Below are 23,884 nucleotides of genomic sequence, written 5' to 3' on the forward strand. Positions count from 1 at the left end.
ATACTCTCCTCACGAGCCATCTGCAGGGGCGATGGCACTCGGTTCAGTCTAGCGGCTCGCAGCGGACGGCTCGGACCACACCACGAAATCCGCACCCGAGAATGTCTCCGCCCAGGTGGATGGTAAATCCGGAACGACTCCCGGGCTTCCCCTCCAGACGACGACATGCTCGATGCCGCTACCGCTCAGTAGCTCAGATGGTATGGGATCGCCACCGCCGCGAGACAGCCATTCTCGCAGCGTGTCGTCCGCCGCCTCGATGGCGCTCTCCTGGATGTCGTTCTCTCGGAGGTCGACGGAGTCCGCCACCAGGATCAGGTCACCGTCGCGTTCGATGGTCAACGTTCCGTCCGAGAGCACCCGACCCGGTAGGGCTCTCGCCGTGGGGTCGAGGAAGGTCTGCGGCATCCACGTCACCCGCCGGAGGGGCTGCCAGGGCAAGGTCAGCACCCGCCCACTGTCCATGGCCGCGACCACCGCCTCCCACTCCGGTGAGAAGGGCTGCGGATCGTAGGCCGCCCGTAACCGTTCCGGAGCGCCCGGGACGAGGACCACAGCGACGGCTGTGGGAAGGATGACGGCGAGCGGCACCTCGAGCGCTCGGCGTCCATCGGAGACCCGCTGCACCAACGTGCCGGTCCCGATCGCGACGAGGAACACCGTGGCGACGACCGACGGCGCCAGCATTCGATGCAGGTCTCGGAAGAGAGCAACACCGGGGACCTCCTGCAGCGCCGTCCACGGCGCGAGGAGTGGACCGCTGAGCAGTGCCGTGATCACCGGAATCCCGACGGCGGTCACCGACAGAGCCGGGGCGGCTGGGTGGCGGGTCCGCGCGAGTTCGACGAGGCCCAGTGTGCCGAGCGCGAGGACCACGACGAGACCGACCACCCCGATGGCGCCGGAGCGCGCACCGAGGGTCGCGGCCGCAGACCACACGCCGCCACCGACGAGAGCCGACGCGAAGGCGCCGAGGCCGGTGTCGTCCGCCAGCCGGAAGGCACGTGCGCCGGACGGATCCGCGCCGCTACCCCCGCCCGCCAGCGCCGGCACCAGCCAGGGCAAACACAAGATGACGGAGACAGCCGCCTGGAGCGCGACCTCAGCGGGTCTCCTGCGGCGAAGCATCGCCACGAGGACCGCCGCAGTGCCGGCGAGTACGGCCCCCCATGGGGTCAACGCTGCGACGAGGACCGCCAGGGACGACAGCGTCACACGCCGTCTCACCGACGCCTGCCGGGAGGTGATCACCAGCCACGGCAGGGTGGCGTAGGCGATGAGAAGGACGGGCTGCCCGAGGAGCAGACGCTCGATGACGTACGGGTTGGCCATCGACACGACCGTTGCGGTGCCCATCGCGATCGGACCGCGATGGCGCAGGACGAGACCCGCCCCCACTCCAGCCCCGACGAGTGACCCGAGCAGGAACAGATGCTGCAGGAGCCATGTGGGCAGCAGCAGGCTCCACGCCCATAGGACCCCGTCGAGCGGCCAGGCGCGCAGTCCCGCAGGGGTGCGCAGATGGTGCCAGTCGGGCGCCGTCGGGGACGGCACGGTGACGTGATCGAGGAACAGTGCGTAACCGGGTCGCACGGAGGCTCCGAGAAGCGCGCCGGCGACGAGGAGGGCCAACCCCAGACACAACAGCTCGGGGGCGCCGGAGCGACGATGACGCCCGCTAGTGGGCGGCGGCATGCCAGGTGTCGCCCACGCCGACATTGACGTCGAGGGGGACCAGCAGGTCCACGGCGGCACCCATCTCGCGCCGGACCAGGACCTCGACGTCCGTACGTTCCCCCGGTGCCACCTCGAGGACGAGCTCGTCATGCACCTGGAGCAGCAGCCGCGAGCCGGCTCCCGACTCCCTCAGCGCCTCACGGACCCGGATCATGGCGACCTTGATGATGTCGGCCGCCGAGCCCTGGATCGGGGCGTTGAGGGCCATGCGCTCGGCCATCTCCCGCCGCTGCCGGTTGTCGCTGGTGAGGTCGGGAAGATAGCGCCGACGGCCGAGCATTGTTTCGGTGTACCCGGACTGGCGCGCTCCGGCCACGACGTCGCGCAGGTAGTCCCGCACCCCGCCGAAGCGCTCGAAGTACTCGTCCATCAGACCTCTGGCCTCGTCGGTGGAGATCGTGAGCTGACGGCTCAGGCCATATGCGGACAGGCCGTAGGCCAGGCCGTAGGACATCGCCTTGATCTTGGCGCGCATCTCGAGCGTCACGTCCTCGGGCTCCACCCCGAAGACCCGGCTGCCCACGAAGCGATGCAGATCCTCCCCCGAGGTGAAGGCGGCGATGAGGCCTTCGTCCCCCGACAGGTGCGCCATGATCCGCATCTCGATCTGGCTGTAGTCGGCGGACATCAGCGTCTCGTAGCCCGCACCGACGACGAACGCCTCCCGGATGCGGCGGCCCTCCTCGGTCCGGATCGGCACGTTCTGGAGGTTCGGGTCGGTCGAGGACAGCCGCCCGGTCGCTGCGATCGTCTGGAGGTAGGTCGTGTGGATCCGCCCATCGGAGGCGATCGACTTGAGCAGACCCTCGACGGTCACCCGGAGGCGCGAGGTGTCGCGGTGCCGGAGCAGTGCCTCGAGGAAGGGGTGCTCCGTCTTGGCATACAGGTCCGCGAGCGCCTCGGCGTCCGTGGTGTACCCGGTCTTGGTGCGTTTCGTCTTCGGCATCTGAAGACGCTCGAACAGGACCGTCTGGAGCTGCTTCGGACTCCCGAGGTTGATCTGCTCACCGTCGATGGCGGCGTAGGCGTCGTCCTGCGCCGCCCGCATCTTCGCGTCGAAGTCCGCCTCCAGCGACTCCAGACCCGCCCGGTCGACGGCGATGCCGGTGTCCTCCATCTCGACCAGGATGTCGACGAGGGGCAGCTCGATCTCGCGGAGCAGCCGGTCGGCCCCGATCTCGCCCAGGCGGGTGTCGAGGGCCCCCGAGAGCTCCAGGACCGCTCGGGCCCGCACCATGGCATCGTCCGCGGCGGCATCCGCGGCCGCCTCGTCGTCGAAGCTCAGCAGACCCTGACCCGAGTCGGTCGCCTCGCTCGACAGCTCACGGCCGAGATGCCGGACGGCGAGGTCGGCGAGATCGTAGGAGCGCTGGTCGGGCCGGACGAGATACGCGGCAAGCGCGGTATCGCTGACGACCCCGCGCAGCGCCCAGCCGCGGGACGCGAGCGCGTGGATCGGCACCTTCGCGTCGTGCAGCACCTTCGGGCGTGCCGGGTCCTCGATCCAGTCCCCCACGGCGGACTCGCCGGCGGGATCGAGGGTCAGCAGGTCGATGAAGGCCGCTGAGCCGTCCGCGGTCGCGACAGCGACCGCCGTCGCATCTCCCTCACCCTTGGTCCAGTGCCCGACGACGTGGACCCCCACCGGGTCGGGACCACCATGGTGTCCGACCCAACCGACGACGTCCTCGGGTAGGAGCACGGCCCCGTCGAGGTCGAAGCCACCCTCGACCTCCTCACTGGGTGAGTCGAAGGTCGCGAACAGCCGATCACGGAGGACTCGGAACTCGAGACTGTCGAAGACTCGGTGGACCTCCTCCCGCTGCCACGGCCGACGCTCGAGGTCGGCGATCCCGATCTCGAGTGGCACGTCGCTGATCAGCTGGTTCAGCCGGCGGTTGCGCAGCACCGAGTCGAGATGGGCTCGGAGGCTCTCACCCACCTTGCCCTTGATCTCGTCGGCATGGGCGACGATGCCCTCCAGGTCGCCGTACTGGCCGATCCACTTCGCCGCGGTCTTGGGTCCGACGCCCGGCACACCCGGCAGGTTGTCGGAGGACTCGCCGACGAGGGCGGCCAGGTCGCTGTAGCGGTTCGGCGGAACGAGGTACTTCTCCTCGACCGCAGCGGGGTCCATCCGCCAGACCTCGGAGACGCCTCGGACGGGGTAGAGCATCGACACCGACTCGCTCACGAGCTGGAACGCATCCCGGTCACCGGTGCAGAGCACCACCTCGAGCCCGTCGGCGACGGCCTGGTGTGTCAGGGTCGCGAGGATGTCGTCCGCCTCGAAGCCCGGCGCCTCGACGTGCCGGATGGACAGTGCATCGAGAACCTCGCGGAGCAGCGGCAGCTGCCCTTGGAACTCACTCGGTGTCGCCGAACGGCCGGCCTTGTATTCGGTGTACTCCTCGGAGCGGAATGTCTGGCGGGACACGTCGAAGGCCACCGCCACATGGGTCGGGTCCTCGTCGCGGAGCACGTTGATCAGCATGGACGTGAACCCGTAGACCGCGTTGGTGTGCTGCCCGGTGGACGTCGAGAAGTTCTCCACCGGCAGCGCGTAGAACGCCCGGTATGCGAGAGAGTGCCCGTCGAGGAGGAGAAGCCTGGCCACGCATGGCAGCCTAGGCGAGAACACCGACAGCGCAGGCATCTGCACAGGAGAGGACCCCGATGACCATCGACGCCGACGACCTCTTGACCGAGATGACCGAGTCCTCTCGCGGAACGCTCGTCGAGCGGATGGGAATCGAACTGGTCGAGGTCACCCCGGAGCGGGTCGTGGCGAGGATGCCCGTCGCCGGCAACACGCAGCCCTACGGCTTGCTCCACGGCGGCGCGTCGGCGGTTCTCGCGGAGACGATCGGGTCGATCTGCGCCGCGCTGCACGCCGGCCCGGACCGCGTCGCGGTCGGCGTGGACCTCAACGCCACCCACCACCGGGCCGTCCGGGACGGCTGGGTCGTCGGTGTGGCGACGCCGTTGGTCGCAGGGCGTTCGGCTGCCAGCCTCGAGATCGTCGTGTCCACGGAGGACGGTCGCCGGGTGTGCACGAGCCGCCTCACGTGCATGCTTCGCGACCGGGTGCCCGGGAGCTGACCGGACACCCCCTCCCGGCGCTCCCGTCGACGGCGGTATGCGGTGCGCGCCTCCCCCTGCAGCGCCCTCCTCAGCGGATCGGGTCCGCCGCCACCTCGTGCCCGCCACCCTGCCCGCGGGCCCGCATCGACCGACGCATGTGCAGGAGCCGGGCCCGGGACGACACGAGGTCGCTCGGCGCGACCCTGCGCCGCACGGCGCTGACGCTCGCGACGCGACGGGTGACCGCCGGGCCGAAGCCGAGCCGGGCGAAGAAGCGGTTGGCGTCCCGCGCACTGGCCGGCACGGCACTCGCGATGCGGTCGAACCCGAGGCGCTCGGCGAGTCCGGTGGCTGTGTGCAGCAGGGCTCTCGCCACCCCGTGTCGCCGTGCCGCCCGGTCGACGTAGATCTGCTCGACGACGAGCTCGTCCCCCTCACCGAAGCGCATCACCGACTCGGTGGCCACGAGGAATCCGGCGGGTGCACCGTCGAGATAGGCGAGGAAGCCGTGCACGTCAGGACGCTGGAGGGCTACCTCCACCGCGCCGTGGCTGGCCCGCCGGGACGCCACCTCGGGGCTGATCCCCGACTCGACACTCGCCGCGAGCCAGAGTCCGGTCAGAAGCGCACGCTCCTCGGCCGTGGTCACCGGCTGCACCGAGATCGACTGGCGGTTCATGCGAGCACTTCCTCCTGACGGCGATCACGACGTGGGCCTCCCCGCCAGGCACCCGGACAACGCTGGCTAGCCTATGCGACCGGGACGCTCTTGGGGAGCCCCACCCCCGAACATCGCCAGCGGTGACGGCCGAGGTGACCGGCGCATACGCTTGGTCCTCGTGTCTGTCGACTTCCCGGGCCTCGGCACGGTCATCAACGTCATCGCCGTCATCATCGGCGCCCTCGCGGGCATGGCGATCGGTCAGCGGTTCCCCGAACGGACGAAGGGAGTCGTGACCGACGTCCTCGGGCTGGTCACCATCACCATGGCCGGCCTGTCCGCCGCCGCGGTGACCGACAGCGCCTTCCGGGCGGCGACGGGCTCGGGCGCCCCGGTCCTCATCGTCCTGGGCTCGTTGCTGCTCGGCGGCATCGCCGGGTCGCTGCTGCGCATCGAGGCGCGTCTGGGTTCGCTCGCGACCCTGGTCCACGACCGCTTCCGGAGAGCGGAGCCGCGCGACCGGCGGGCCACCCACCGGTCGCTCCCGCACGCGAGCACTCTCGACCGAAGCATCGCCGAGGTCGACGACGCCGAGGCAGCGCACTCGCCGACCCGGCTGCCGGCCCGCGAACGGTTCATCGAAGGCTGGCTCAGTGCCACGCTGCTCTTCTGCGTCGGCCCACTGACCATCCTCGGCTCGATCAACGACGGCCTCGGTCGCGGAATCGACCAGCTCGTGCTCAAGTCGGTGCTCGACGGGTTCGCCGCGATGGCGTTCGCCTCCACGTTCGGCATCGGCGTGCTCTTCTCGGCAGTGTCGGTCGCCGTCGTCCAGGGGCTGCTCACCGTTCTGGGCGTCGTGCTGGGCGAGTTCCTCCCCGAAGCACACATCGCGGCGCTGACCGCCACGGGTGGCGTCATGCTGGCCGGCATCGGGCTGCGGTTGCTCCGGGTGCGGGACATCCCTGTCGCGGACATGCTGCCGGCTCTCCTGGTGGCGCCGCTCCTGACGACGGTGGTCGTCGCGCTGCGCTGAGGATGGCCCCGCGGTCGGCAGACCCCACGCCACACAGAGCAGAGGCGGCTATCCCGGGTCGGTCAACCCGAGCGGGCTCAGTCCTTGCCCATGCCGGAGATGACAGCGTCGGCGACCTCGCGCATCCCCATCCGGCGGTCCATCGCGGTCTTCTGGATCCAGCGGAACGCGTCGGCCTCGGAGATCTTGAGCCGCGCCATGAGGATCCCCTTGGCGCGGTCCACCGCCTTGCGGGTCTCCAGTCGGTCGCCGAGGTCGGCGATCTCCGCCTCGAGGGCCTCGATCTCGGACCACCTGGACCGGGCGATGTCGATCGCCGGGATGACGTCCTTGGGAGTGAACGGCTTGACGATGTACGCCATGACCCCGGCGTCCCGGGCCCGCTCGACGAGCTCCTTCTGACTGAAAGCGGTCAGCATGACGACGGGGCAGATCCGCTCCTTGCCGATCGCCTCGGCCGCGGTGATCCCGTCCATCACGGGCATCTTGACGTCCATGATGACGAGGTCGGGACGCAGCGCGAGTGCCATCTCGACGGCCTTCTCGCCGTTGTTGGCCTGGCCGACCACCTCGTGACCGGCCTCGGCGAGCATCTCGGCCAGGTCCAGGCGGATGATCGCCTCGTCCTCGGCCACGAGGATGCGCAGCACCCCGTCGGTGCCGCCGGGCTCCTGCGCAACCGCTGCGTCAGCGATGGCATCGGGGACGTCCTGGGCGGTGGGCTGCGACGCGTCCGTCATCGTGTGCCTCTCGTCTTCACAATTCGCTCCGGTCGAGCGCTGGTGCCGAGAGCGGGACTTGAACCCGCACGCCTGTCCAGGCAGAGCATTTTGAGTGCTCCGTGTCTGCCATTCCACCATCTCGGCGCGGCACCGGCGGCGCCGGTCTCACTATAACGGCCGGGATCACGACACTCGCCGCGCACGAGGGCTAGGAGACGTATGCGGGCGCGGCTCCCTTGGCCGCGTCACCTGCCCGGTGCACCCGCAGGGCGTTGGTGGATCCGGGGATGCCGGGGGGCGAGCCGGCGACGATGACGACACGCTCACCCTCGGCGATCCGACCGTCGGCGAGAAGGAGGCGGTCGATCGTCTTGGCGTAGTCGTCGGTGTGCCGCGGCGTCGGCGTGAGGAAGGTCTCGACTCCCCACGTGAGGGCCAGCTGGGACCGGGTGGCCTGCAGCGGCGTAAACGCGAGGATCGGGATCGGGTGCCGGAACTGGGCCATCCGACGGGCCGACTCCCCCGTCTGGGTGAAGGTGCAGATGTAGCGAACCCCGATCAGGCTGGCGATCGAGGCGCCTGCCGCCGCGATCGCTCCCCCGATCGACACCGGCGGGGTCCGCAGTGGCGCGATGCGATCCAGGCCCTGCTCCTCGGTGTGGGTGATGATCTCGGCCATCGTCCGGACCGTCTCCGTCGGATACGAGCCGACCGAGGTCTCCCCAGAGAGCATGATGGCGTCGGCACCGTCGAGCACCGCGTTGGCGGCGTCGGATGCCTCCGCGCGGGTGGGCCTGGAGTTGGTCACCATCGACTCCAGGACCTGCGTGGCAACGATGACCGGCTTGCCGTGCCGACGACACTGCTCTACGGCCTTCTTCTGGACCAGCGGCACCTGTTCGAGCGGGAGCTCGACGCCGAGGTCGCCGCGCGCGACCATGAGCCCGTCGAACGCCTCGATGATCTCCTCGAGGTTGTCGACCGCCTGCGGTTTCTCGATCTTCGCGATGACCGGCACCGTGATGCCCACCTCGTCCATGATCGCGCGCACGTCGTCCATGTCGCGGGCCGAGCGGACGAAGGACAGCGCGACGAAGTCGACGTGCATCCGCAGAGCGAACCGCAGGTCCTCCTTGTCCTTCTCGGAGAGGGCCGGGACGCTCACGGCCACACCCGGGAGGTTGATGCCCTTGTTGTTCGACAGCTCTCCTCCCTCGACGACCTCGCACACGACGTCGGTCTCGGTCACCTCGGTGGCCACGAAGCTGAGCTTGCCGTCGTCGACGAGGAGCCGGTCCCCCGGCCGCACGTCGCCGGGAAGACCGTCATAGGTCGTGCCGACCTCGGCGCTCGAGCCCGAGATGTCCCGCGTCGTGATGGTGAACGTCTCCCCCGCCTCGAGCGTCACCGGCCCGTCGGCGAACCGCCCGGTGCGGATCTTCGGACCCTGCAGGTCCGCCAGGATCCCGACCGCGCGGCCGACGGTGTCACTCGCAGAGCGGACATGCGCGTAGTTGGCCTCGTGGTCGGCATGGCTGCCGTGGGACAGGTTGAGGCGGGCGACGTCCATGCCCGCCTCGACAAGCGCGAGGATCGACTCCTCCGTCGAGGTCGCGGGTCCGAGGGTGCAGACGATCTTCGCGCGGCGCATGCTCTCAGCCTAGTGTCGGTGGTGTGGCACACGTCACAGACGTGTCACGTGCTGAGAAAACGTTACCGCGCGTGCGCGATGACGCGGGAACAGGTCGCGGGTCGAGCGCAGCGGCGGATCCGCGGCGCTGCCGATCGCGGCGCGCTCAGGCTGACAGCGGTCGGTCGGTCGGGTCGATCGGCCTCGGGAGGGAGGAGGGCTTGCCGGAGAGGTAAGCGTCGACCCCGTGGGCAGCAGCCCTCCCCTCGGCGATCGCCCAGACGATGAGCGACTGGCCCCGTCCGGCGTCACCGGCCACGAACACACCGGGGACCGTGGACATGTACGACGCGTCGCGACGGATGTTCCCCCGCTCGTCCAGCTCGACTCCGAGCTGCTCGACGACTCCCTCGCGTTCCGGACCGACGAAACCCATCGCGAGGAGCACGAGCTGGGCCGGGATCTCACGCTCGGAGCCGGGAACGGGGACGAACCGCCCGTCCTGCAGCTCCACCTCGCTCAGCCGCAGCGCCCGGACCGCACCGTCGTCGCCGACGATCTCGGTGGTGCTGACCGCATACACCCGCTCGCCGCCCTCCTCATGGGCGGAGGCGATGCGGTAGAGCATCGGGTAGGTGGGCCACGGCTGCGTCGCGGCGCGCTCCTCACCGGGTCGGGGCATGATCTCCAGGCTCGTGACCGAACGCGCTCCCTGCCGGTGGGCGGTGCCGATGCAGTCCGCGCCGGTGTCCCCGCCGCCGATGACGACGACGTCCTTGCCGGTGGCGACGATCTGGTCCTCGACGGTCTCGCCGAGCGAGGCCCGGTTGGCCTGCGGCAGGAAGTCCATCGCCTGGACGACTCCGGACAGCTCCCGTCCCGGGACGGGCAGGTCCCGGGGAAGGGTGGACCCGGTCGTGAGGACGACAGCGTTGTAGCGCTTGCGGAGCTGCTCCCCGGACACGTCGCGGCCCACGGAGACACCGGTGCGGAACCGGGTTCCCTCCGCCTCCATCTGGCTGAGCCGCCGGTCGAGTACCGACTTCTCCATCTTGAACTCGGGGATCCCGTAGCGCAGGAGGCCACCGGGCTTGTCGGCCCGCTCGTACACCGCAACGGTGTGCCCCGCGCGGGTCAGCTGCTGGGCCACCGCCAACCCGGCCGGACCGGATCCGACGACGGCGACGGTCTTGCCCGAGAGCCGCTCGGGAGGCTGCGGCTTGACCGCGCCGAACCCGAACGCCTGCTCGATCGTCGTGACCTCGATCTGCTTGATGGTCACAGGCGGCTGGTTGATGCCGAGGACACAGGCCGTCTCGCACGGCGCGGGGCACAGCCGTCCGGTGAACTCGGGGAAGTTGTTCGTCGCGTGCAGCCGCTCGATCGCCTCGCCCCAGTCACCCTTCCACGCCAGGTCGTTCCACTCGGGAATGAGATTGCCGAGCGGGCACCCGGAGTGACAGAACGGGATGCCGCAGTCCATGCAGCGGCCCGCCTGACGGCGCAGCTGGGCGAGGTCCTGCTCTTCGTAGACCTCTTTCCAGTCCTTGATGCGCACGGGAACCGGGCGCCGCGCGGGCAGCTCTCTCTCGCGAGTCTTCAAGAAGCCGTGCGGGTCAGCCACGGGACACCTCCATGATGCGGTTCCAGACCTCGGCGCCGTCGACGTCGAGGCCTTCCTGTCGAGCCTCGGCCCGCACGTCGAGCACCCGCTGGTAGTCGCGGGGAAGGACAAGCGTGAAGCGCCCCACCGACGACTGCCAGTCGTCGAGCAGAGCCTGTGCGACCGATGAGCCCGTCCACCGGACGTGATCTTCCAGCAGCCCCTTGACGACCGGCTCGTCCGCGTCGCGTAGCGGGCTCAGGTCAACCAGCTCGGGGTTGACGTTCTCCGGGACCAGGTCGAGCACGTAGGCGATCCCGCCGGACATACCGGCCGCGAAGTTGCGGCCCGTGGGGCCGAGGACGAGGGCCATCCCTCCGGTCATGTACTCGCACCCGTGGTCCCCGACGCCCTCGACGACGGCCGTGGCGCCGGAGTTCCGGACACAGAATCGCTCGCCGGCCTTGCCCCGCAGGAAGATCTCGCCAGAGGTCGCGCCGTATCCGATGACGTTCCCCGCGATGACGTTGTCCTGCGCGGTGAAGGGTGCGTTGTCGTCGGGGCGCACCGTGACCCGGCCACCCGACAGGCCCTTGCCGAGATAGTCGTTCGCGTCGCCCTCGAGCCGCAGAGTGATCCCGCCGGGGATGAACGCGCCGAAGGACTGCCCCCCGGAGCCGACCAGGGTGAGGTCGATGGTGTTGTCGGGGAGACCGTGGGGATGGGCCTTGGTCACCTCGTGGCCGAGCATGGTGCCGACCGTGCGGTTGACGTTGCGCACTCGAACCTGACCGGTGACCGGGGTGCCGTCCGCCAGCGCCGGCCGGGCGATCGCGATGAGCTCGTGGTCGAGCGCGGCCGCGAGCCCGTGATCCTGCGTGGTCGTCCACCGCCGCTGCGAGCCGTCGGGGCTCTGCACCTCGGCGAGGATCGGCGACAGGTCGAGACCGTTGGCCTTCCAGTGGTGGACGGCGCGGGAGACATCGAGGGCCGACACCTGGCCGATGGCCTCCTCGATGGATCGGAAGCCGAGCTCGGCGAGGTACTCGCGGACCTCCTCGGCGATGTACTCGAAGAAGGTCTCGACGAACTCGGGCTTGCCGGTGAACCGGGCCCGCAGCTCTGGGTTCTGGGTCGCGATGCCGACCGGGCACGTGTCGAGGTGGCAGACCCGCATGAGGATGCAGCCGGACACCACGAGGGGTGCCGTGGCGAAGCCGAACTCCTCCGCGCCGAGCAGGGCCGCGACCACGACATCCCGGCCCGTCTTGATCTGGCCGTCCACCTGCACGACGATCCGGTCGCGGAGGCCGTTGAGCACGAGCGTCTGCTGGGTCTCGGCGAGGCCCAGCTCCCAGGGGCCGCCGGCGTGCTTGAGCGAGGTCAGGGGTGAGGCGCCCGTTCCGCCGTCGTGGCCGGAGATCAGCACGACGTCGGCATGCGCCTTGCTCACACCGGCGGCGACCGTGCCGACGCCGATCTCGGCGACGAGCTTGACGTGGATGCGCGCCTCCGGGTTGGCGTTCTTGAGGTCGTGGATCAGCTGAGCGAGGTCCTCGATCGAGTAGATGTCGTGGTGCGGCGGCGGGCTGATCAGACCGACACCGGGCGTGCTGTGCCGCGTCTTGGCCACCCAGGGGTACACCTTCTGGCCGGGCAGCTGACCGCCCTCACCCGGCTTGGCACCCTGGGCCATCTTGATCTGGATGTCGTCGCTCATGGTCAGGTAGAGCGAGGTCACCCCGAAGCGGCCGGAGGCCACCTGCTTGATCCGGGACCGGCGGGTGGGATCCATCAGGCGGTCCTCGTCCTCGCCACCCTCACCGGTGTTGGACCTGCCGCCGAGGCGGTTCATGGCGATCGCGAGGGTCTCGTGGGACTCCTTGCTGATCGACCCGTAGCTCATCGCTCCGGTGTTGAACCGCTTGACGATCTCGCTGACCGGCTCGACCTCGTCGAGGGGTACGGGCGGACGCTGCCCCTCGTGGAACGCGAACAGCCCCCGTAGCGTCATCAGACGCTCGGCCTGGTCGTCGACGCGCGAGGTGTACTGCTTGAAGATGTCGTACCGTCGCGAACGCGTCGAGTGCTGGAGCCGGAAGACCGTCTCGGGGTCGAACAGATGGGGCTCACCCTCACGGCGCCATTGGTACTCGCCGCCGACCTCGAGCCGACGGTGGGCCGGATGCACGCCGTCCGGCGGGTATGCGGTGGCGTGGCGGGCGGCCACCTCGGCCGCGAGCACGTCGAGACCGACCCCGCCGAGCTGCGAGACGGTCCCGGTGAAGTACCGGTCGACCAGCTCCTGGGACAGTCCGAGCGCCTCGAAGACCTGGGCTCCGCAGTACGACGCGACCGTCGAGATGCCCATCTTCGACATCACCTTGAGCACACCCTTGCCGAGTGCCTTGATGAGGTTCCGCACCGCGTGGTCGGCGCTCACCCCTGCCAGGCCACCACTGCGCACGAGGTTCTCGACGGACTCCATCGCGAGATAGGGATTGACCGCCGCCGCGCCGTACCCGATGAGGAGGGCGACGTGGTGCACCTCCCGCACGTCCCCGGCCTCGACGACGAGGCCCACCTGGGTCCGGGTCTTCTCCCTGATCAGATGGTGGTGGACGGCGGAGGTCAGCAGGAGGGAGGGAATCGGAGCGTGGTCGCGGTCGCTGTCCCGGTCGGACAGGATGATGATCCGAGCGCCCGCATCGATCGCGGCCGAGACCTCCGCGAAGATCTCCTCCAGACGTGATTCGAGCTCGGCGGCGCCGCCGGCCACGCGGTAGAGACCGCGGACGACGTGCGCCGTGAATCCGGGCATGTCCCCGTCGTCGTTGACGTACCTGATCCGGGCGAGATCGTCGTTGTCGATCACGGGGAACGGAAGGACGAGCTTGCGCGCGTGCGCCGGGCTGGCGGTCAACAGGTCCGCGTCCGGGCCGACGACCGTGGCGAGGGAGGTGACGAGCTCCTCCCGGATGGCGTCCAGCGGCGGGTTGGTGACCTGCGCGAAGAGCTGCGTGAAGTAGTCGAAGAGGAGCCTCGGCTTGCTGGAGAGAATGGCGATGGGACTGTCGGTACCCATCGAACCCAGCGCTTCGGCGCCGTTGCGCGCCATCGGCGCGAGGATGATCCGCAGCTCTTCCTCTGTGTATCCGAACGTCTGCTGGCGGCGCACGACCGAGGATGCGGTGTGGATGATGTGCTCGCGCTCAGGGAGCTCCTCGACGGACACCTGGCCGGCCGCGACCCACTCCTCGTAGGGGTGCTCGGCCGCGAGCTCGGACTTGATCTCCTCGTCGTCGATGATCCGCCCTGCGGCGGTGTCGACGAGGAACATGCGGCCGGGCTGCAGCCGGCCCTTGCGCACGACGTTCTCCGGGGCGATGTCGAGGACGCCCGACTCCGAGGCGAGGACGACGAGGCCGTCGTCGGTGACCCAGTAGCGCCCCGGACGCAGTCCGTTGCGGTCGAGGACCGCCCCGATGAGCGTCCCGTCCGTGAAGGTGACGCACGCGGGGCCGTCCCACGGCTCCATGAGGTGGGAGTGGAACTCGTAGAACGCCCGACGCGACGGGTCCATCGACTCATGGTTCTCCCACGCCTCGGGGATCATCATGAGCACGGCATGCGGAAGCGGCCGGCCCCCGAGGTGGAGCAGTTCCAGGACCTCGTCGAAGGAGGCGCTGTCGGAGGCTTCCGGGGTGCAGACGGGGAAGATGCGCTCGAGGTCTCCGGGGATGAGGTCGGAGTGCAGCTGGGACTCCCGGGCGCGCATCCAGTTGCGGTTGCCCCGGACCGTGTTGATCTCGCCGTTGTGAGCGATCAGGCGGTACGGGTGCGCCAGCGGCCAGCTCGGGAAGGTGTTGGTCGAGAAGCGCGAGTGGACCAGCGCGAGTTCGGTGGTGAACCGCTCGTCGGACAGGTCCGGGAAGAACGGCTCGAGCTGCCCCGTCGTGAGCATCCCCTTGTAGACGATCGTGCGGCACGACAGGGAGGGGAAGTACACCTCGACCTCCCGCTCGGCTCGCTTGCGCACGGCGAAGGCGACCCGGTCCAGCGCGACGCCCGTGAAGTCGGTGGCGGGACCTCCCTGAGCCGGTGCCGCGAAGAGCAACGCGAAGTGCGGCATGCAGTCCGCCGCTGCCTGACCGACCAGCTCGGCGACGTGGGGTACGTCGCGCCAGCCGAGCACCTGCAGACCCTCGTCGTAGGCGATCGAGGCGATCCGCCGCTGAGCCTCCTCACGCTCGGCCTCGCCCGTCGGGAGGTAGGCCATGCCGGCCACGTAGAGACCCGCCGGCGGTAGCTGGACACCGAGCTCCTCCATGACCGGCCGGAAGAACTCATCGGGCATCTGGGTGAGGATCCCCGCTCCGTCCCCGACCCGCGGGTCCGCGCCGGTGGCCCCGCGGTGGTCGAGGTTGCGCAGCGCTGTCAGCGCGTGGACGACGATGTCGTGGCCGGCACGACCACGCATCGTGGCGACCATCGCCACGCCGCAGGCGTCGTGCTCCTGGTCGCGCCGATACAGGCCGGTCGAGGCCGGCTGCGCTGAGAAGTGAGCCAGGGACATGGCGGGTCATCACCGTCCGTTCTGTGGGTTCCACGGGACATGGCAGGGGCGTCGCACCCAGGTCCGGGACCCCTGCCGACTCGCGCGAAGTCGACGGTCCCGCTCGTTCACCGGGAGCGACGCGACCACGTGGGCGACGGCGGCCACGTGTCCAAGGATGCTAGTCGAGAGTCGATTCGTCCCGTCATCCGAGAGGGGCTGTCTCACTTTGCGAGACATCACGGGGTTGGGTGCGGCCCGCCCAGACGACGATCGTGATTCCGACGAGGAAGACCACGAGCGAGGTCCAGACGTTGATGCGCTGTCCGAGGATGATGGTGGCATCATCGGTGCGCATCAGCTCGAGCACGATCCGCCCGACGGGGTACCCGGCGACGTAGAGACCGAGCACCTGGCCACGGGCCAGGGTGAACCGACGCTCCGCGAGCATCAGCGCGGCGGCGAGGAGAACGAGCCAGATCGCCTCGTACAGGAACACCGGATGGAAGGTCCCGAGCACCACGGGCTCTCCGGACGCATCCCGGACGGCGCGGCCCGCCGACTGGTCCCACTCGTGGATCGTCAGACCCCAGGGCAGGTCGGTCGGCCCACCGTACAGTTCGTTGTTGAACCAGTTTCCGAAGCGACCGATGGCCTGCGCGAGAGCGACACCAGGGGCCGCCGCGTCCGCGAAGGTGAGGAACGGGATGCCGACGCGCCGTGTGCCGTACCACGCTCCGAGCGCGCCGAATGCGATGGCGCCCCAGATGCCGAGGCCGCCCTCCCAGATCTTCAGCGCGTCGACGGGGTTCCCCCCCTCACCAAAGTACGGCTGAGGGGACGAGATGACGTGGTAGATCCGTCCGCCGATGATCCCTGCCGGCACCGCGTAGGTCGCGATGTCGAGGACCTGCCCCGGCTCGCCGCCGCGCGCCTCGAGCCGTCGCTGGGTCAGCCAGATCGCGACGAAGATGCCGGTGAGGATGCATAGCGCATAGGCGTGGATCGTCAGCGGGCCGACCTGGAAGGCCGAGACCGTGGGACTCGGGATGGCCAGCAGCACTTATTCGGTGGCGTTCTCGACGGCCTGGACGAACAGCTCTGGGGTGTTGACCGTGGAGAAGTCGACGGTCTCGCCGTTGAGCTTGTAGGTCGGCGTGCCGTTGACGCCGTCTCGGGCGGACTGCTCCTCGGTGCTGCGGATGTACCCGTCATAGCGGCCTTCGGCGACGCACTGGTCGAACGCCTCGAGCTCGGCCCCCGTGATGCCTGCCTGCTCGGCGCTCGCGCTGAAGAAGTCCGGGCCCCAGTTCGGCTGCGTGCCGCCGTTCTGGACGATGCCGTCGAGGATCACCTCGTGGTACTCGGTGAAGCGTCCCGCGTCGGCGGCGCACATCGCGGAGCTGGCGGCCTTCAGTGATGCGTCGCCTCCGGAGTTGCCGTCGATGACGGTCTTGAAGTGGTAGACGAGGCGGACGCTGCCCTCGTCGGCGAGGTCGGTGACCGTGGGGTGGAACACGGCGTAGGCCTGGTGGCAGGCCGGACAGCGGAAGTCCTCGTAGATGTCGAGGGTGGGGGCCCCCGGCTGCAGCGTCACGTCCGGGTTGGCGACGAAGCCGGCCCCCATCTCCCCGGCCGCCGCCGGGACCGCGTCACCGCCCGATGCCTCGCTCGAGCGGGTGGACTGGTCGGCGATGATGACGCCTGCGACGACGGCGATGATCGCGATGAGCGCGACGACGGTGCCGATGAGGATCTTGTTCGGGCCCTGCTTCGTGGCCTTGGCAGCAGCGTCGATCTTGGCCTGCCGGTCGGTCGTGCTGGTGGTCTTGGGCTGCTTGCCCATGCGGTGCTCCTTCGTGGATGGTCTGTGAGCAGGGTATGCGGTGGTCGTCTCTACGGGATGTCTCTGTTCGGGGCGTGCCGGTCCCAGGAGCTGGCCTAGGGACGTCGGAGGAGATGACGGTCGAGACTGAGCAGGCTCCGGGGCCGAACGATGAGCCAGAGGCCGCAGAGTGCAAAGGCCACGTCCTCGGCGATCCGCCGCGGGTACTGCGTCTCGCCGGGTGCCACCTCTCCGCCGCCCCCGAAGCAGCCGCAGTCGATCGTCAGTCCCCGCGCCCACGCCGAGGCGATCCCTACGATGAACAGCACCATGAGCACCGTCCCGAGGATCGCGGCGGTCCGGGTGAACAGACCGAGGATGAGCAGCACCCCGAGGATGATCTCGACGATCGGGAGGGCGTAGCCGATGTACTGCGCCACCTCGAACGGGAAGATCTGGTAGGCCTGGACCGCCCGCGCGGAACCCACCGGCGTGAGGACCTTCGTGGCTCCCGCGTAGAGCAGGACGCCGCCGAGCACGAGTCGAGCCACGAGACCGACGAGGTCGAGGATCCGGGTCCGTCCGAGGGTCGGCGTCTCGGTCGAGGGGGTCAGGGTCTCGGTCATCGGCTGCCTGTCGTCGTGCGGGCTCGCCGGACGCCGTCGGCGAGTTCTGCGGTCGTCGACCGCAACGTGCGAAGGTCGGGGTCGAGTTCCCCCGTGTTCCCGCCGGCTGGGTCGAGGTCGGCCTTGAGCGCCCGCACGAGGGCCGATCCGACGATGACCCCGTCGGCGAATGCTCCGACCGCTGCTGCCTGGTCTCCCGTCGAGACTCCGAGACCCACGCATACGGGCAGGTCGGTGACGGCCCGCACGCGCTCGACGAGGTCGGCCGCCGCGTCACCTACCTCGGAGCGCACGCCCGTGACCCCCATGGTCGAGGCAGCGTAGACGAAGCCCCGGCATGCGGAGGTCACAGCGGCCAGCCGCTCGGGGGTCGAGCTCGGGGCGACGAGGAAGATGCGATCCAGATGGTATGCGTCGCTCGCCTCGATCCAGTCGCCCGCCTCATCCGGGATGAGGTCCGGCGTGATGAGTCCCGCTCCTCCCGCGGCCGAGAGATCCGCCGCGAAACGGGCCACTCCGCGGTGCAGCACGATGTTGTAGTAGCTCATGACGACCGGCGTCCCGCCCGACTCGCGCACCGCGGACACCGCGGCGAACGCGTCATCCACCCGCACGCCGCGGGCCAGGGCCGTCTCCGCGGCCTCCTGGATGACGGCGCCGTCCATGACCGGGTCGCTGTACGGCACGCCGACCTCGACGATGTCGGCCCCGGACTCGACGACGGCCCTCATGGCGGCGATCGAGCCCTCCACCGTCGGGTAGCCGACGGGCAGGTAGGCGATCAGGGCCGGGCGACCCTGCGCCGCGCAGCGGTCCAGGACCTCGCGCACGCTCACGCCCGCACCCCTGTGCCCCGGCCCTCGTCCTCTCCTGGCAGGAGTCCGAAGTACTCCGCGGCGGTGTGCATGTCCTTGTCACCCCGACCTGAGAGGTTGATCAGGAGCACCGTCTCGCTCGCGGCCGTCGGGCCGCACTCGGCGGCGATCTCGCGGCCGACCTCCATGGCGCCGGCGAGCGCGTGGGCCGACTCGATCGCCGGGATGATGCCCTCGGTCTTGCACAGCAGGTCGAAGGCCACCATCACCTGGTCGTCGGTCGCGTAGCGGTACTCGGCGCGACCGCTGTCCCGGAGGTAGGCGTGCTCCGGTCCGACGCTGGGATAGTCCAGCCCCGCCGAGATCGAGTGCGACTCGACGGTCTGCCCGTCGTCGTCCTGCATGAGGTAGCTCATCGCTCCATGCAGCACGCCCGGAGAGGCACTGGCGAACCGGGCGGCGTGGCGTCCCGACTCGATGCCCTCCCCCCCGGCCTCGACCCCGATGAGCCGCACCTGACGGTCCGGGATGAAGGCGTGGAAGATGCCCATGGCGTTGGAGCCGCCCCCGACGCACGCGATGACCGCGTCCGGCAGGCCACCGGTGAGCTCGGCCACCTGCTCACGGGCCTCCTCCCCGATGATCTTGTGGAAGTCCCGCACCATCTCCGGGAAGGGATGCGGACCCGTGACCGTCCCGATGAGGTAGTGCGTCGTCTCGACGTTCGTCACCCAGTCCCGCAGGGCCTCGTTGATCGCGTCCTTGAGGGTCGCGCTGCCGTGCTCGACCGCCACCACCTCGGCACCGAGCATCCGCATCCGCGCGACGTTCAGCGCCTGCCGCTCGGTGTCGACCTTCCCCATGTACACCGTGCAGTCGAGTCCGAGGAGCGCCGCGGCGGTCGCCGTGGCCACGCCGTGCTGGCCCGCGCCTGTCTCGGCGATCACCCGGCGCTTGCCCATCCGCACGGTCAGCAGCGCCTGCGCGAGCACGTTGTTGATCTTGTGCGAGCCGGTGTGGTTGAGGTCCTCGCGTTTGAGCAGGACCCGCACCCCGCCGCAGTGCTCGGCGAACCGCGGCACCTCGGTGAGGATGCTGGGGCGCCCGGTGTAGGTCCGGTGCAGCCGCGCCAGCTCCTCGGTGAAGGCCGGGTCGACGGCCGCCTTCTGCCTGGCCTCGTCGAGCTCCTCCAGCGCAGGGATCAGCGCCTCGGGGACATAGCGCCCGCCGAAGTCGCCGAACCGGCCAGGTCGAGCGACGTCATGCGGTCGCAGATCCTGTGGCTTCTCGCGCCCCTGCTCCTGCCCCTGCACCGGCTCCTGCCTCTCCTCGGATGTCACCGGGTCACCTCGATCCCGGTGAGCTCGGCCATGAGCCCGGACGGGTCGGCGGCTCGGACGAGCGCCTCGCCGACCAGCACGGCATCGGCACCCGCTTCGGCGTAGCGCGCGGCGTCCTGAGCCCCCGAGATGCCCGACTCCGCGACGCGGATCCGATCGGCCGGGATGAGGGGGACCAGGCGCTCGAACACGGCGGGATCGACCTCGAGCGTCTTCAGGTTCCGGGCATTGACGCCGATGACGTCCGCACCCAGATCGACGGCCCGCCGGGTCTCGTCCTCGTCGTGCACCTCGACCAGCGCCGTCATCCCGAGGGAGCGGACCAGGGCGTGGAGCCGCCCCAGCTCATCGTCCCGAAGAGCAGCGACGATGAGGAGCACGAGATCGGCACCATGCGCCCGTGCCTCGTGAACCTGGTAGTCCGTGACCACGAAGTCCTTGCGCAGGAGCGGCGTCGACACCTCGGCCCGCACCGCATCGAGGTCGGCCAGGCTGCCCCCGAACCTCCGTCGTTCGGTGAGGACGCTGATCGCGCCCGCTCCGCTGCGTTCGTACTGGGCCGCGAGGGTGGCCGGTCGAGGGATCGGCGCCAGGTCTCCCTTGCTCGGACTGCGCCGTTTGACCTCGGCGATCACCGCCAGCGTCGGACCTCGCAGGGCACTGCTCGCCTCGCGCGGCGGCGGCACGTGCAGCGCCAGCTCTGCAATGTGGTCGAGCGGGGTCCGCTCCACGCGCTCGGCCAGGTCCTCGCGAACGCCGGCGATGATGTCGTCGAGCACGGTGGGCATGTCCGACAGGTTAACCGCGTGCCCCGTCACGGCGTTCCGCGGTCCGTCGTCGTCGGGTCCTCGCCACCGGAGAGACGATCCCAGTCCGTCGCGACGCGCTCGCCCCGACGGCCGGGTCGGTCCGCGTCCGGGCGGTCGTAGGCCGCCGACGGAAGCGGCCATCGCGTGACACCCCGCCAGGCCAGCACGCCGGTGAGCACCGCTCCCAGGGCCGGGACGAGGGCGAGGTAGGCCCAGACCGTCGCCTCAGCGGTCGCCTCGAGGGTGCCGGTGCGGCCCGTCACGGCCGCCGCCGACGTTCCGAGAACGGTGTCGGGGTCGAGCAGGACGCCGACGACGAGGGCGGCCATCGCGGCACCGGTGACGAGGAGGACCACGGAGGCGACTCGCCGTCCGATCCGCCGGGTCGCAGCAGCGGCGACGGCGCCCGCCAGGACGACCAGTCCCAGCGCGACGAACCCGGTGACGGCCTCCTGTCCGGTCACCTCCTGCAGACTTCCCCCGATCATGGCGTCGTCGACCGTTCCGCGCACCCAGGGCTGACGTGCGGCGACGGCCGCTCCCAGGGCGCTGATCGCCCCGACGCCGATGGCGGCCGGACGGCCCGACAGCATGCTCATCGCGCCGTGTCCTCGCCCTCGGTCGGCCGTAGGTCCCGGTCGGGGTCACCGACGGGCCGCAGGCTCACGGCGGTCGCGACCGCACGAAGGGCGGCGGCCGCCTTGGCGAGGCACTCCCGGTGCTCGCTGAGAGGATCCGAGTCCGCGACGATCCCGGCGCCGGCCTGGACGAACGCCGTTCCGTCCCGCAGCACCGCGGTCCGGATCGCGATCGCCATGTCGAGGTCGCCGTGGAAGTCGATGTAGCCCACCACTCCCCCGTAGACGCCCCTGCGAGAGCCCTCGTAGTGCTCGATGAGCTCCATCGCCCGTGGCTTCGGCGCACCCGACAGAGTGCCGGCGGGGAAGGTCGCCCGCAGCACGTCGTAGGCCCGCGCACCCGGGCGCAGCCGCCCGGTGACCGTCGACTCGATGTGCATGACGTGGCTGTACCGCCGAACGGTCATGAACTCGACCACCTCGACCGTGCCGGGATCGCAGACCCGCCCCAGGTCGTTGCGCCCGAGGTCGACGAGCATGACGTGCTCGGAGCGTTCCTTGGGGTCGGCCAGCAGCTCCTCCTCCAGCCGGACGTCCTCCTCCGGGTCCTTGCCCCGAGGGCGGGAGCCGGCGATCGGGTGGGTGATCGCGGTGCGTCCCGACACCTTGACGAGAGCCTCGGGCGAGGAGCCGACCACGTCGACGACATCTCCGGCGACGGTGGGGATCCGGAACAGGTACATGTACGGACTGGGGTTGCCGGCCCGCAGCGCCCGGTAGACATCGAGGGGCGCCGCTGTGCACGGAAGGCTGAACCGCTGGGACAGGACGACCTGGAAGACCTCCCCGGCACGGATGTCCTCCTTGGCCGACTCGACCATCTCGACGTAGGCCTCCTCCCCGACGGATGACGTCACAGCTGTCAGCGCATCGGCGACGGCCGTCGGGTCGATCGTCGCGACCGTCGACGGAGCGGGCTCGGCCAGCTCCGCGGTCATCCGGTCCAGCCGCGTCACGGCGTCGCCCCAGGCCTCCTGCACCCGCTCGGACGTGTCGTCGTAGTTGACGGCATTCGCCACGAGCAGCACGGTCCCGTCACTGTGGTCGAAGACGGCGATGTCCGTGGCGAGCATCATGGCGATCTCGGGCAGGCCGAGGTCGTCGGTGGCCGTCTCGGGCAGGCGCTCCCACCGCCGTACCGCGTCGTAGCCGACGAGCCCCACCATTCCACCGGTGAGTGGGGGCAGTCCCGGGAGCGGGTCGGTGGCGAGCGCGTCGACCGTCCCTGCGAGGGCCTCGGTCGCGAGGCCCGACGTGGGCACTCCCGCCGGCGGCTCCCCGATCCAGCAGGCCTCCCCGGCCCGGGAGGTGAGCGTGGCAGCCGACGCCGCTCCGATGATCGAGTACCGGGACCAGACTCCGCCGTGCTCGGCGGACTCGAGGAGGAAGGTGCCCGGGCGCGACCCGGCGAGCTTGCGGTAGATCCCCACGGGGGTCTCCGCATCGGCCATGAGGCGACGCACGACGGGGACGACCCTCCGGTCCTCGGCGAGCAGCTCGAAGGTGGGCAGGTCGGGCCAGGTCGTGCCGACCTGCAGCTCCGGGTGGGGGCTCTGCCTCACCGGCCGGTCACCATCGGGGTGAAGCAGGTCCGGGAGCCGGTGTGGCATGCGGCACCGACCTGGTCGACTGTGAGCAGCAGCGCGTCCCCGTCGCAGTCGAGGGACAGCGAGCGGAGCTGCTGGGTGTGGCCGGAGGTGTCGCCCTTGCGCCAGTACTCCTGACGCGACCGGGACCAGTAGGTGACCCGCCCTTGCTCGACCGTGCGCCGGATCGCCTCGTCGTCCATCCAGCCGAGCATGAGGACCTCACGGGTGTCGTGGTCCTGGACGACCGCGGCGACGAGTCCTCGGTCGTTGCGGGACAGCCTGGCGATGAGCTCCTCGACGGGTGCCTGCTCGGATCGGGTCACGCGATCCATTGTCCCATCGTGAGGCAGGTGCTCTCGCCCGGCACCCTCTGCCGAGGCCTGCGGAGGCCCGTCCGTCAGCGGACGGCGACTCCCGCCTCGGCGAGGGCGGACTTGACCTGGGCCACGGTGAGTACGCCGAAGTGGAAGACGCTCGCCGCGAGCACCGCGTCGGCCCCGGCGGCCACCGCCGGAGGGAAATGCTCGGCGGCGCCTGCTCCTCCGGAGGCGATGAGGGGGATCGAGACGGTCGCGCGGACGGCGGAGATGAGCTCCAGGTCGAACCCGGTCTTGGTGCCGTCGGCGTCCATCGAGTTGAGGAGGATCTCCCCCGCGCCGAGCTCCTGGGCGCGCGCGCACCACTCGACCGCGTCGATCCCGGTGCCTCGTCGGCCACCGTGGGTGGTGACCTCGAAACCGATCCCTTCGGTGCGGCGGCGCACGTCGGCGGACAGGACGAGCACCTGGGAGCCGAAGCGGGCCGCGACCTCCTCGATGAGCTCCGGGCGTGCGATGGCGGCGGTGTTGACCCCGACCTTGTCCGCGCCACAGCGCAGCAGGCGGTCGACGTCGTCGACCGTGCGGACCCCTCCCCCGACGGTGAGCGGGATGAAGACCTCTTCGGCGGTCCGCCGGACGACGTCGAACATCGTCTCCCGGTCGCCGCTGCTGGCGGTGACGTCGAGGAAGGTCAGCTCGTCGGCGCCGGCGGCGCCGTACGCTTCCGCGAGGGCCACCGGATCTCCGGCGTCACGCAGGTCGACGAAGTTGACTCCTTTGACGACCCGGCCGCCATCGACGTCGAGGCACGGGATCACCCGGACGGCGACCCCGTGGTCGGTCACCGTGCTGTCCTGCGCGGTCGTCATGTCGCCATTAGAGCATCCCGCCTAC

At 70.1% G+C, this 23,884-nt stretch carries 19 protein-coding genes and 1 tRNA gene; 2 read left to right on the forward strand and 18 right to left on the reverse strand.

The window, feature by feature from the left end; translation table 11 throughout:
- Window positions 1-48: 48 nt before the first annotated feature.
- A complete protein-coding gene (locus tag GA707_RS08130) occupies window positions 49-1,695 on the reverse strand; it encodes a hypothetical protein (protein ID WP_152177935.1) in 1,647 nt (548 codons plus the stop codon).
- Window positions 1,679-4,354 (reverse strand): DNA polymerase I, encoded by a 2,676-nt coding sequence (gene polA / locus GA707_RS08135; RefSeq protein ID WP_152177936.1) that lies wholly within the window; start codon window positions 4,352-4,354, stop codon window positions 1,679-1,681. Before polA ends, GA707_RS08130 begins: the two co-directional genes overlap by 17 nt.
- Window positions 4,355-4,413: 59 nt before the next feature.
- Between polA and GA707_RS08140 the strand changes: the two genes are divergently transcribed.
- Window positions 4,414-4,839, forward strand: coding sequence for a hotdog fold thioesterase (locus GA707_RS08140; protein WP_152177937.1), 426 nt, complete (start codon window positions 4,414-4,416; stop codon window positions 4,837-4,839).
- Between the two features lie 70 nt (window positions 4,840-4,909).
- Here GA707_RS08140 and GA707_RS08145 read toward each other — a convergent pair whose 3' ends face one another.
- Window positions 4,910-5,500: a GNAT family N-acetyltransferase gene (locus tag GA707_RS08145; protein WP_152177938.1), complete on the reverse strand. Its 591-nt coding sequence runs from the start codon at window positions 5,498-5,500 to the stop codon at window positions 4,910-4,912.
- A gap of 160 nt (window positions 5,501-5,660) precedes the next feature.
- Here GA707_RS08145 and GA707_RS08150 point away from each other — a divergent pair, with 160 nt between their 5' ends.
- Window positions 5,661-6,518 (forward strand): DUF554 domain-containing protein, encoded by an 858-nt coding sequence (locus GA707_RS08150; RefSeq protein ID WP_226963635.1) that lies wholly within the window; start codon window positions 5,661-5,663, stop codon window positions 6,516-6,518.
- A 77-nt stretch (window positions 6,519-6,595) separates the two neighbouring features.
- On the opposite strand, the gene GA707_RS08155 is transcribed toward GA707_RS08150, so the two are convergent.
- The 15 genes from GA707_RS08155 to hisF all read right to left on the reverse strand — a co-directional run bounded on the left by GA707_RS08155 (window position 6,596) and on the right by hisF (window position 23,859).
- A complete protein-coding gene (locus GA707_RS08155) occupies window positions 6,596-7,258 on the reverse strand; it encodes an ANTAR domain-containing response regulator (RefSeq protein ID WP_152177940.1) in 663 nt (220 codons plus the stop codon).
- A gap of 40 nt (window positions 7,259-7,298) precedes the next feature.
- Window positions 7,299-7,384: transfer RNA gene (locus GA707_RS08160), tRNA-Leu, on the reverse strand.
- Between the two features lie 64 nt (window positions 7,385-7,448).
- Window positions 7,449-8,891, reverse strand: coding sequence for a pyruvate kinase (gene pyk / locus GA707_RS08165; RefSeq protein ID WP_152177941.1), 1,443 nt, complete (start codon window positions 8,889-8,891; stop codon window positions 7,449-7,451).
- Between the two features lie 145 nt (window positions 8,892-9,036).
- Entirely contained in the window at window positions 9,037-10,494 is a 1,458-nt protein-coding gene (locus tag GA707_RS08170; RefSeq protein WP_152177942.1) for a glutamate synthase subunit beta, read from the reverse strand.
- Complete coding sequence (gene gltB, locus GA707_RS08175; RefSeq protein WP_152177943.1) at window positions 10,487-15,049, reverse strand: glutamate synthase large subunit; 4,563 nt, start codon at window positions 15,047-15,049, stop codon at window positions 10,487-10,489. Before gltB ends, GA707_RS08170 begins: the two co-directional genes overlap by 8 nt.
- Window positions 15,050-15,233: 184 nt before the next feature.
- Window positions 15,234-16,091, reverse strand: coding sequence for a prolipoprotein diacylglyceryl transferase (gene lgt, locus GA707_RS20800; RefSeq protein WP_193315240.1), 858 nt, complete (start codon window positions 16,089-16,091; stop codon window positions 15,234-15,236).
- Window positions 16,092-16,874 (reverse strand): thioredoxin domain-containing protein, encoded by a 783-nt coding sequence (locus tag GA707_RS20805; protein ID WP_193315241.1) that lies wholly within the window; start codon window positions 16,872-16,874, stop codon window positions 16,092-16,094. It lies immediately after the preceding gene.
- A gap of 95 nt (window positions 16,875-16,969) precedes the next feature.
- Complete coding sequence (locus tag GA707_RS08185) at window positions 16,970-17,479, reverse strand: MauE/DoxX family redox-associated membrane protein (protein WP_152177944.1); 510 nt, start codon at window positions 17,477-17,479, stop codon at window positions 16,970-16,972.
- Window positions 17,476-18,315: a tryptophan synthase subunit alpha gene (gene trpA, locus GA707_RS08190; protein ID WP_152177945.1), complete on the reverse strand. Its 840-nt coding sequence runs from the start codon at window positions 18,313-18,315 to the stop codon at window positions 17,476-17,478. Before trpA ends, GA707_RS08185 begins: the two co-directional genes overlap by 4 nt.
- Complete coding sequence (trpB, locus tag GA707_RS08195; protein ID WP_152178250.1) at window positions 18,312-19,568, reverse strand: tryptophan synthase subunit beta; 1,257 nt, start codon at window positions 19,566-19,568, stop codon at window positions 18,312-18,314. The genes trpA and trpB overlap by 4 nt, the downstream gene beginning before the upstream one ends.
- Before the next feature lie 62 nt (window positions 19,569-19,630).
- Entirely contained in the window at window positions 19,631-20,422 is a 792-nt protein-coding gene (trpC, locus tag GA707_RS08200) for an indole-3-glycerol phosphate synthase TrpC (RefSeq protein ID WP_152177946.1), read from the reverse strand.
- 26 nt (window positions 20,423-20,448) lie between these two features.
- Window positions 20,449-21,042 carry a Trp biosynthesis-associated membrane protein gene (locus GA707_RS08205; RefSeq protein ID WP_152177947.1) on the reverse strand — a complete coding sequence of 198 codons (594 nt, stop codon included), beginning with the start codon at window positions 21,040-21,042 and terminating at the stop codon, window positions 20,449-20,451.
- Window positions 21,039-22,643, reverse strand: coding sequence for an anthranilate synthase component I (locus tag GA707_RS08210; protein WP_226963636.1), 1,605 nt, complete (start codon window positions 22,641-22,643; stop codon window positions 21,039-21,041). The genes GA707_RS08205 and GA707_RS08210 overlap by 4 nt, the downstream gene beginning before the upstream one ends.
- On the reverse strand, window positions 22,640-23,002 hold the full coding sequence (hisI, locus tag GA707_RS08215; protein WP_152177949.1) for a phosphoribosyl-AMP cyclohydrolase: 363 nt from the start codon (window positions 23,000-23,002) through the stop codon (window positions 22,640-22,642). The genes GA707_RS08210 and hisI overlap by 4 nt, the downstream gene beginning before the upstream one ends.
- 65 nt (window positions 23,003-23,067) lie before the next feature.
- Entirely contained in the window at window positions 23,068-23,859 is a 792-nt protein-coding gene (gene hisF / locus GA707_RS08220) for an imidazole glycerol phosphate synthase subunit HisF (RefSeq protein WP_152177950.1), read from the reverse strand.
- Window positions 23,860-23,884: the final 25 nt, after the last annotated feature.

Source organism: Nostocoides sp. F2B08, assembly GCF_009184895.1.
In the GTDB taxonomy this organism is placed as follows: domain Bacteria; phylum Actinomycetota; class Actinomycetes; order Actinomycetales; family Dermatophilaceae; genus F2B08.

Bases quoted from the DNA above. Each gene is read 5' to 3' on its own strand.
- GA707_RS08155 (WP_152177940.1), bottom strand. From the start codon at position 7,258: ATGACGGACGCGTCGCAGCCCACCGCCCAGGACGTCCCCGATGCCATC.
- GA707_RS08140 (WP_152177937.1), top strand. From the start codon at position 4,414: ATGACCATCGACGCCGACGACCTCTTGACCGAGATGACCGAGTCCTCT.
- GA707_RS08205 (WP_152177947.1), bottom strand. From the start codon at position 21,042: ATGAGCATGCTGTCGGGCCGTCCGGCCGCCATCGGCGTCGGGGCGATC.
- trpC (WP_152177946.1), bottom strand. From the start codon at position 20,422: ATGCCCACCGTGCTCGACGACATCATCGCCGGCGTTCGCGAGGACCTG.
- gltB (WP_152177943.1), bottom strand. From the start codon at position 15,049: ATGTCCCTGGCTCACTTCTCAGCGCAGCCGGCCTCGACCGGCCTGTAT.
- GA707_RS08145 (WP_152177938.1), bottom strand. From the start codon at position 5,500: ATGAACCGCCAGTCGATCTCGGTGCAGCCGGTGACCACGGCCGAGGAG.
- GA707_RS08130 (WP_152177935.1), bottom strand. From the start codon at position 1,695: ATGCCGCCGCCCACTAGCGGGCGTCATCGTCGCTCCGGCGCCCCCGAG.
- hisF (WP_152177950.1), bottom strand. From the start codon at position 23,859: ATGACGACCGCGCAGGACAGCACGGTGACCGACCACGGGGTCGCCGTC.
- pyk (WP_152177941.1), bottom strand. From the start codon at position 8,891: ATGCGCCGCGCGAAGATCGTCTGCACCCTCGGACCCGCGACCTCGACG.
- GA707_RS20805 (WP_193315241.1), bottom strand. From the start codon at position 16,874: ATGGGCAAGCAGCCCAAGACCACCAGCACGACCGACCGGCAGGCCAAG.
- hisI (WP_152177949.1), bottom strand. From the start codon at position 23,002: ATGGATCGCGTGACCCGATCCGAGCAGGCACCCGTCGAGGAGCTCATC.
- GA707_RS08185 (WP_152177944.1), bottom strand. From the start codon at position 17,479: ATGACCGAGACCCTGACCCCCTCGACCGAGACGCCGACCCTCGGACGG.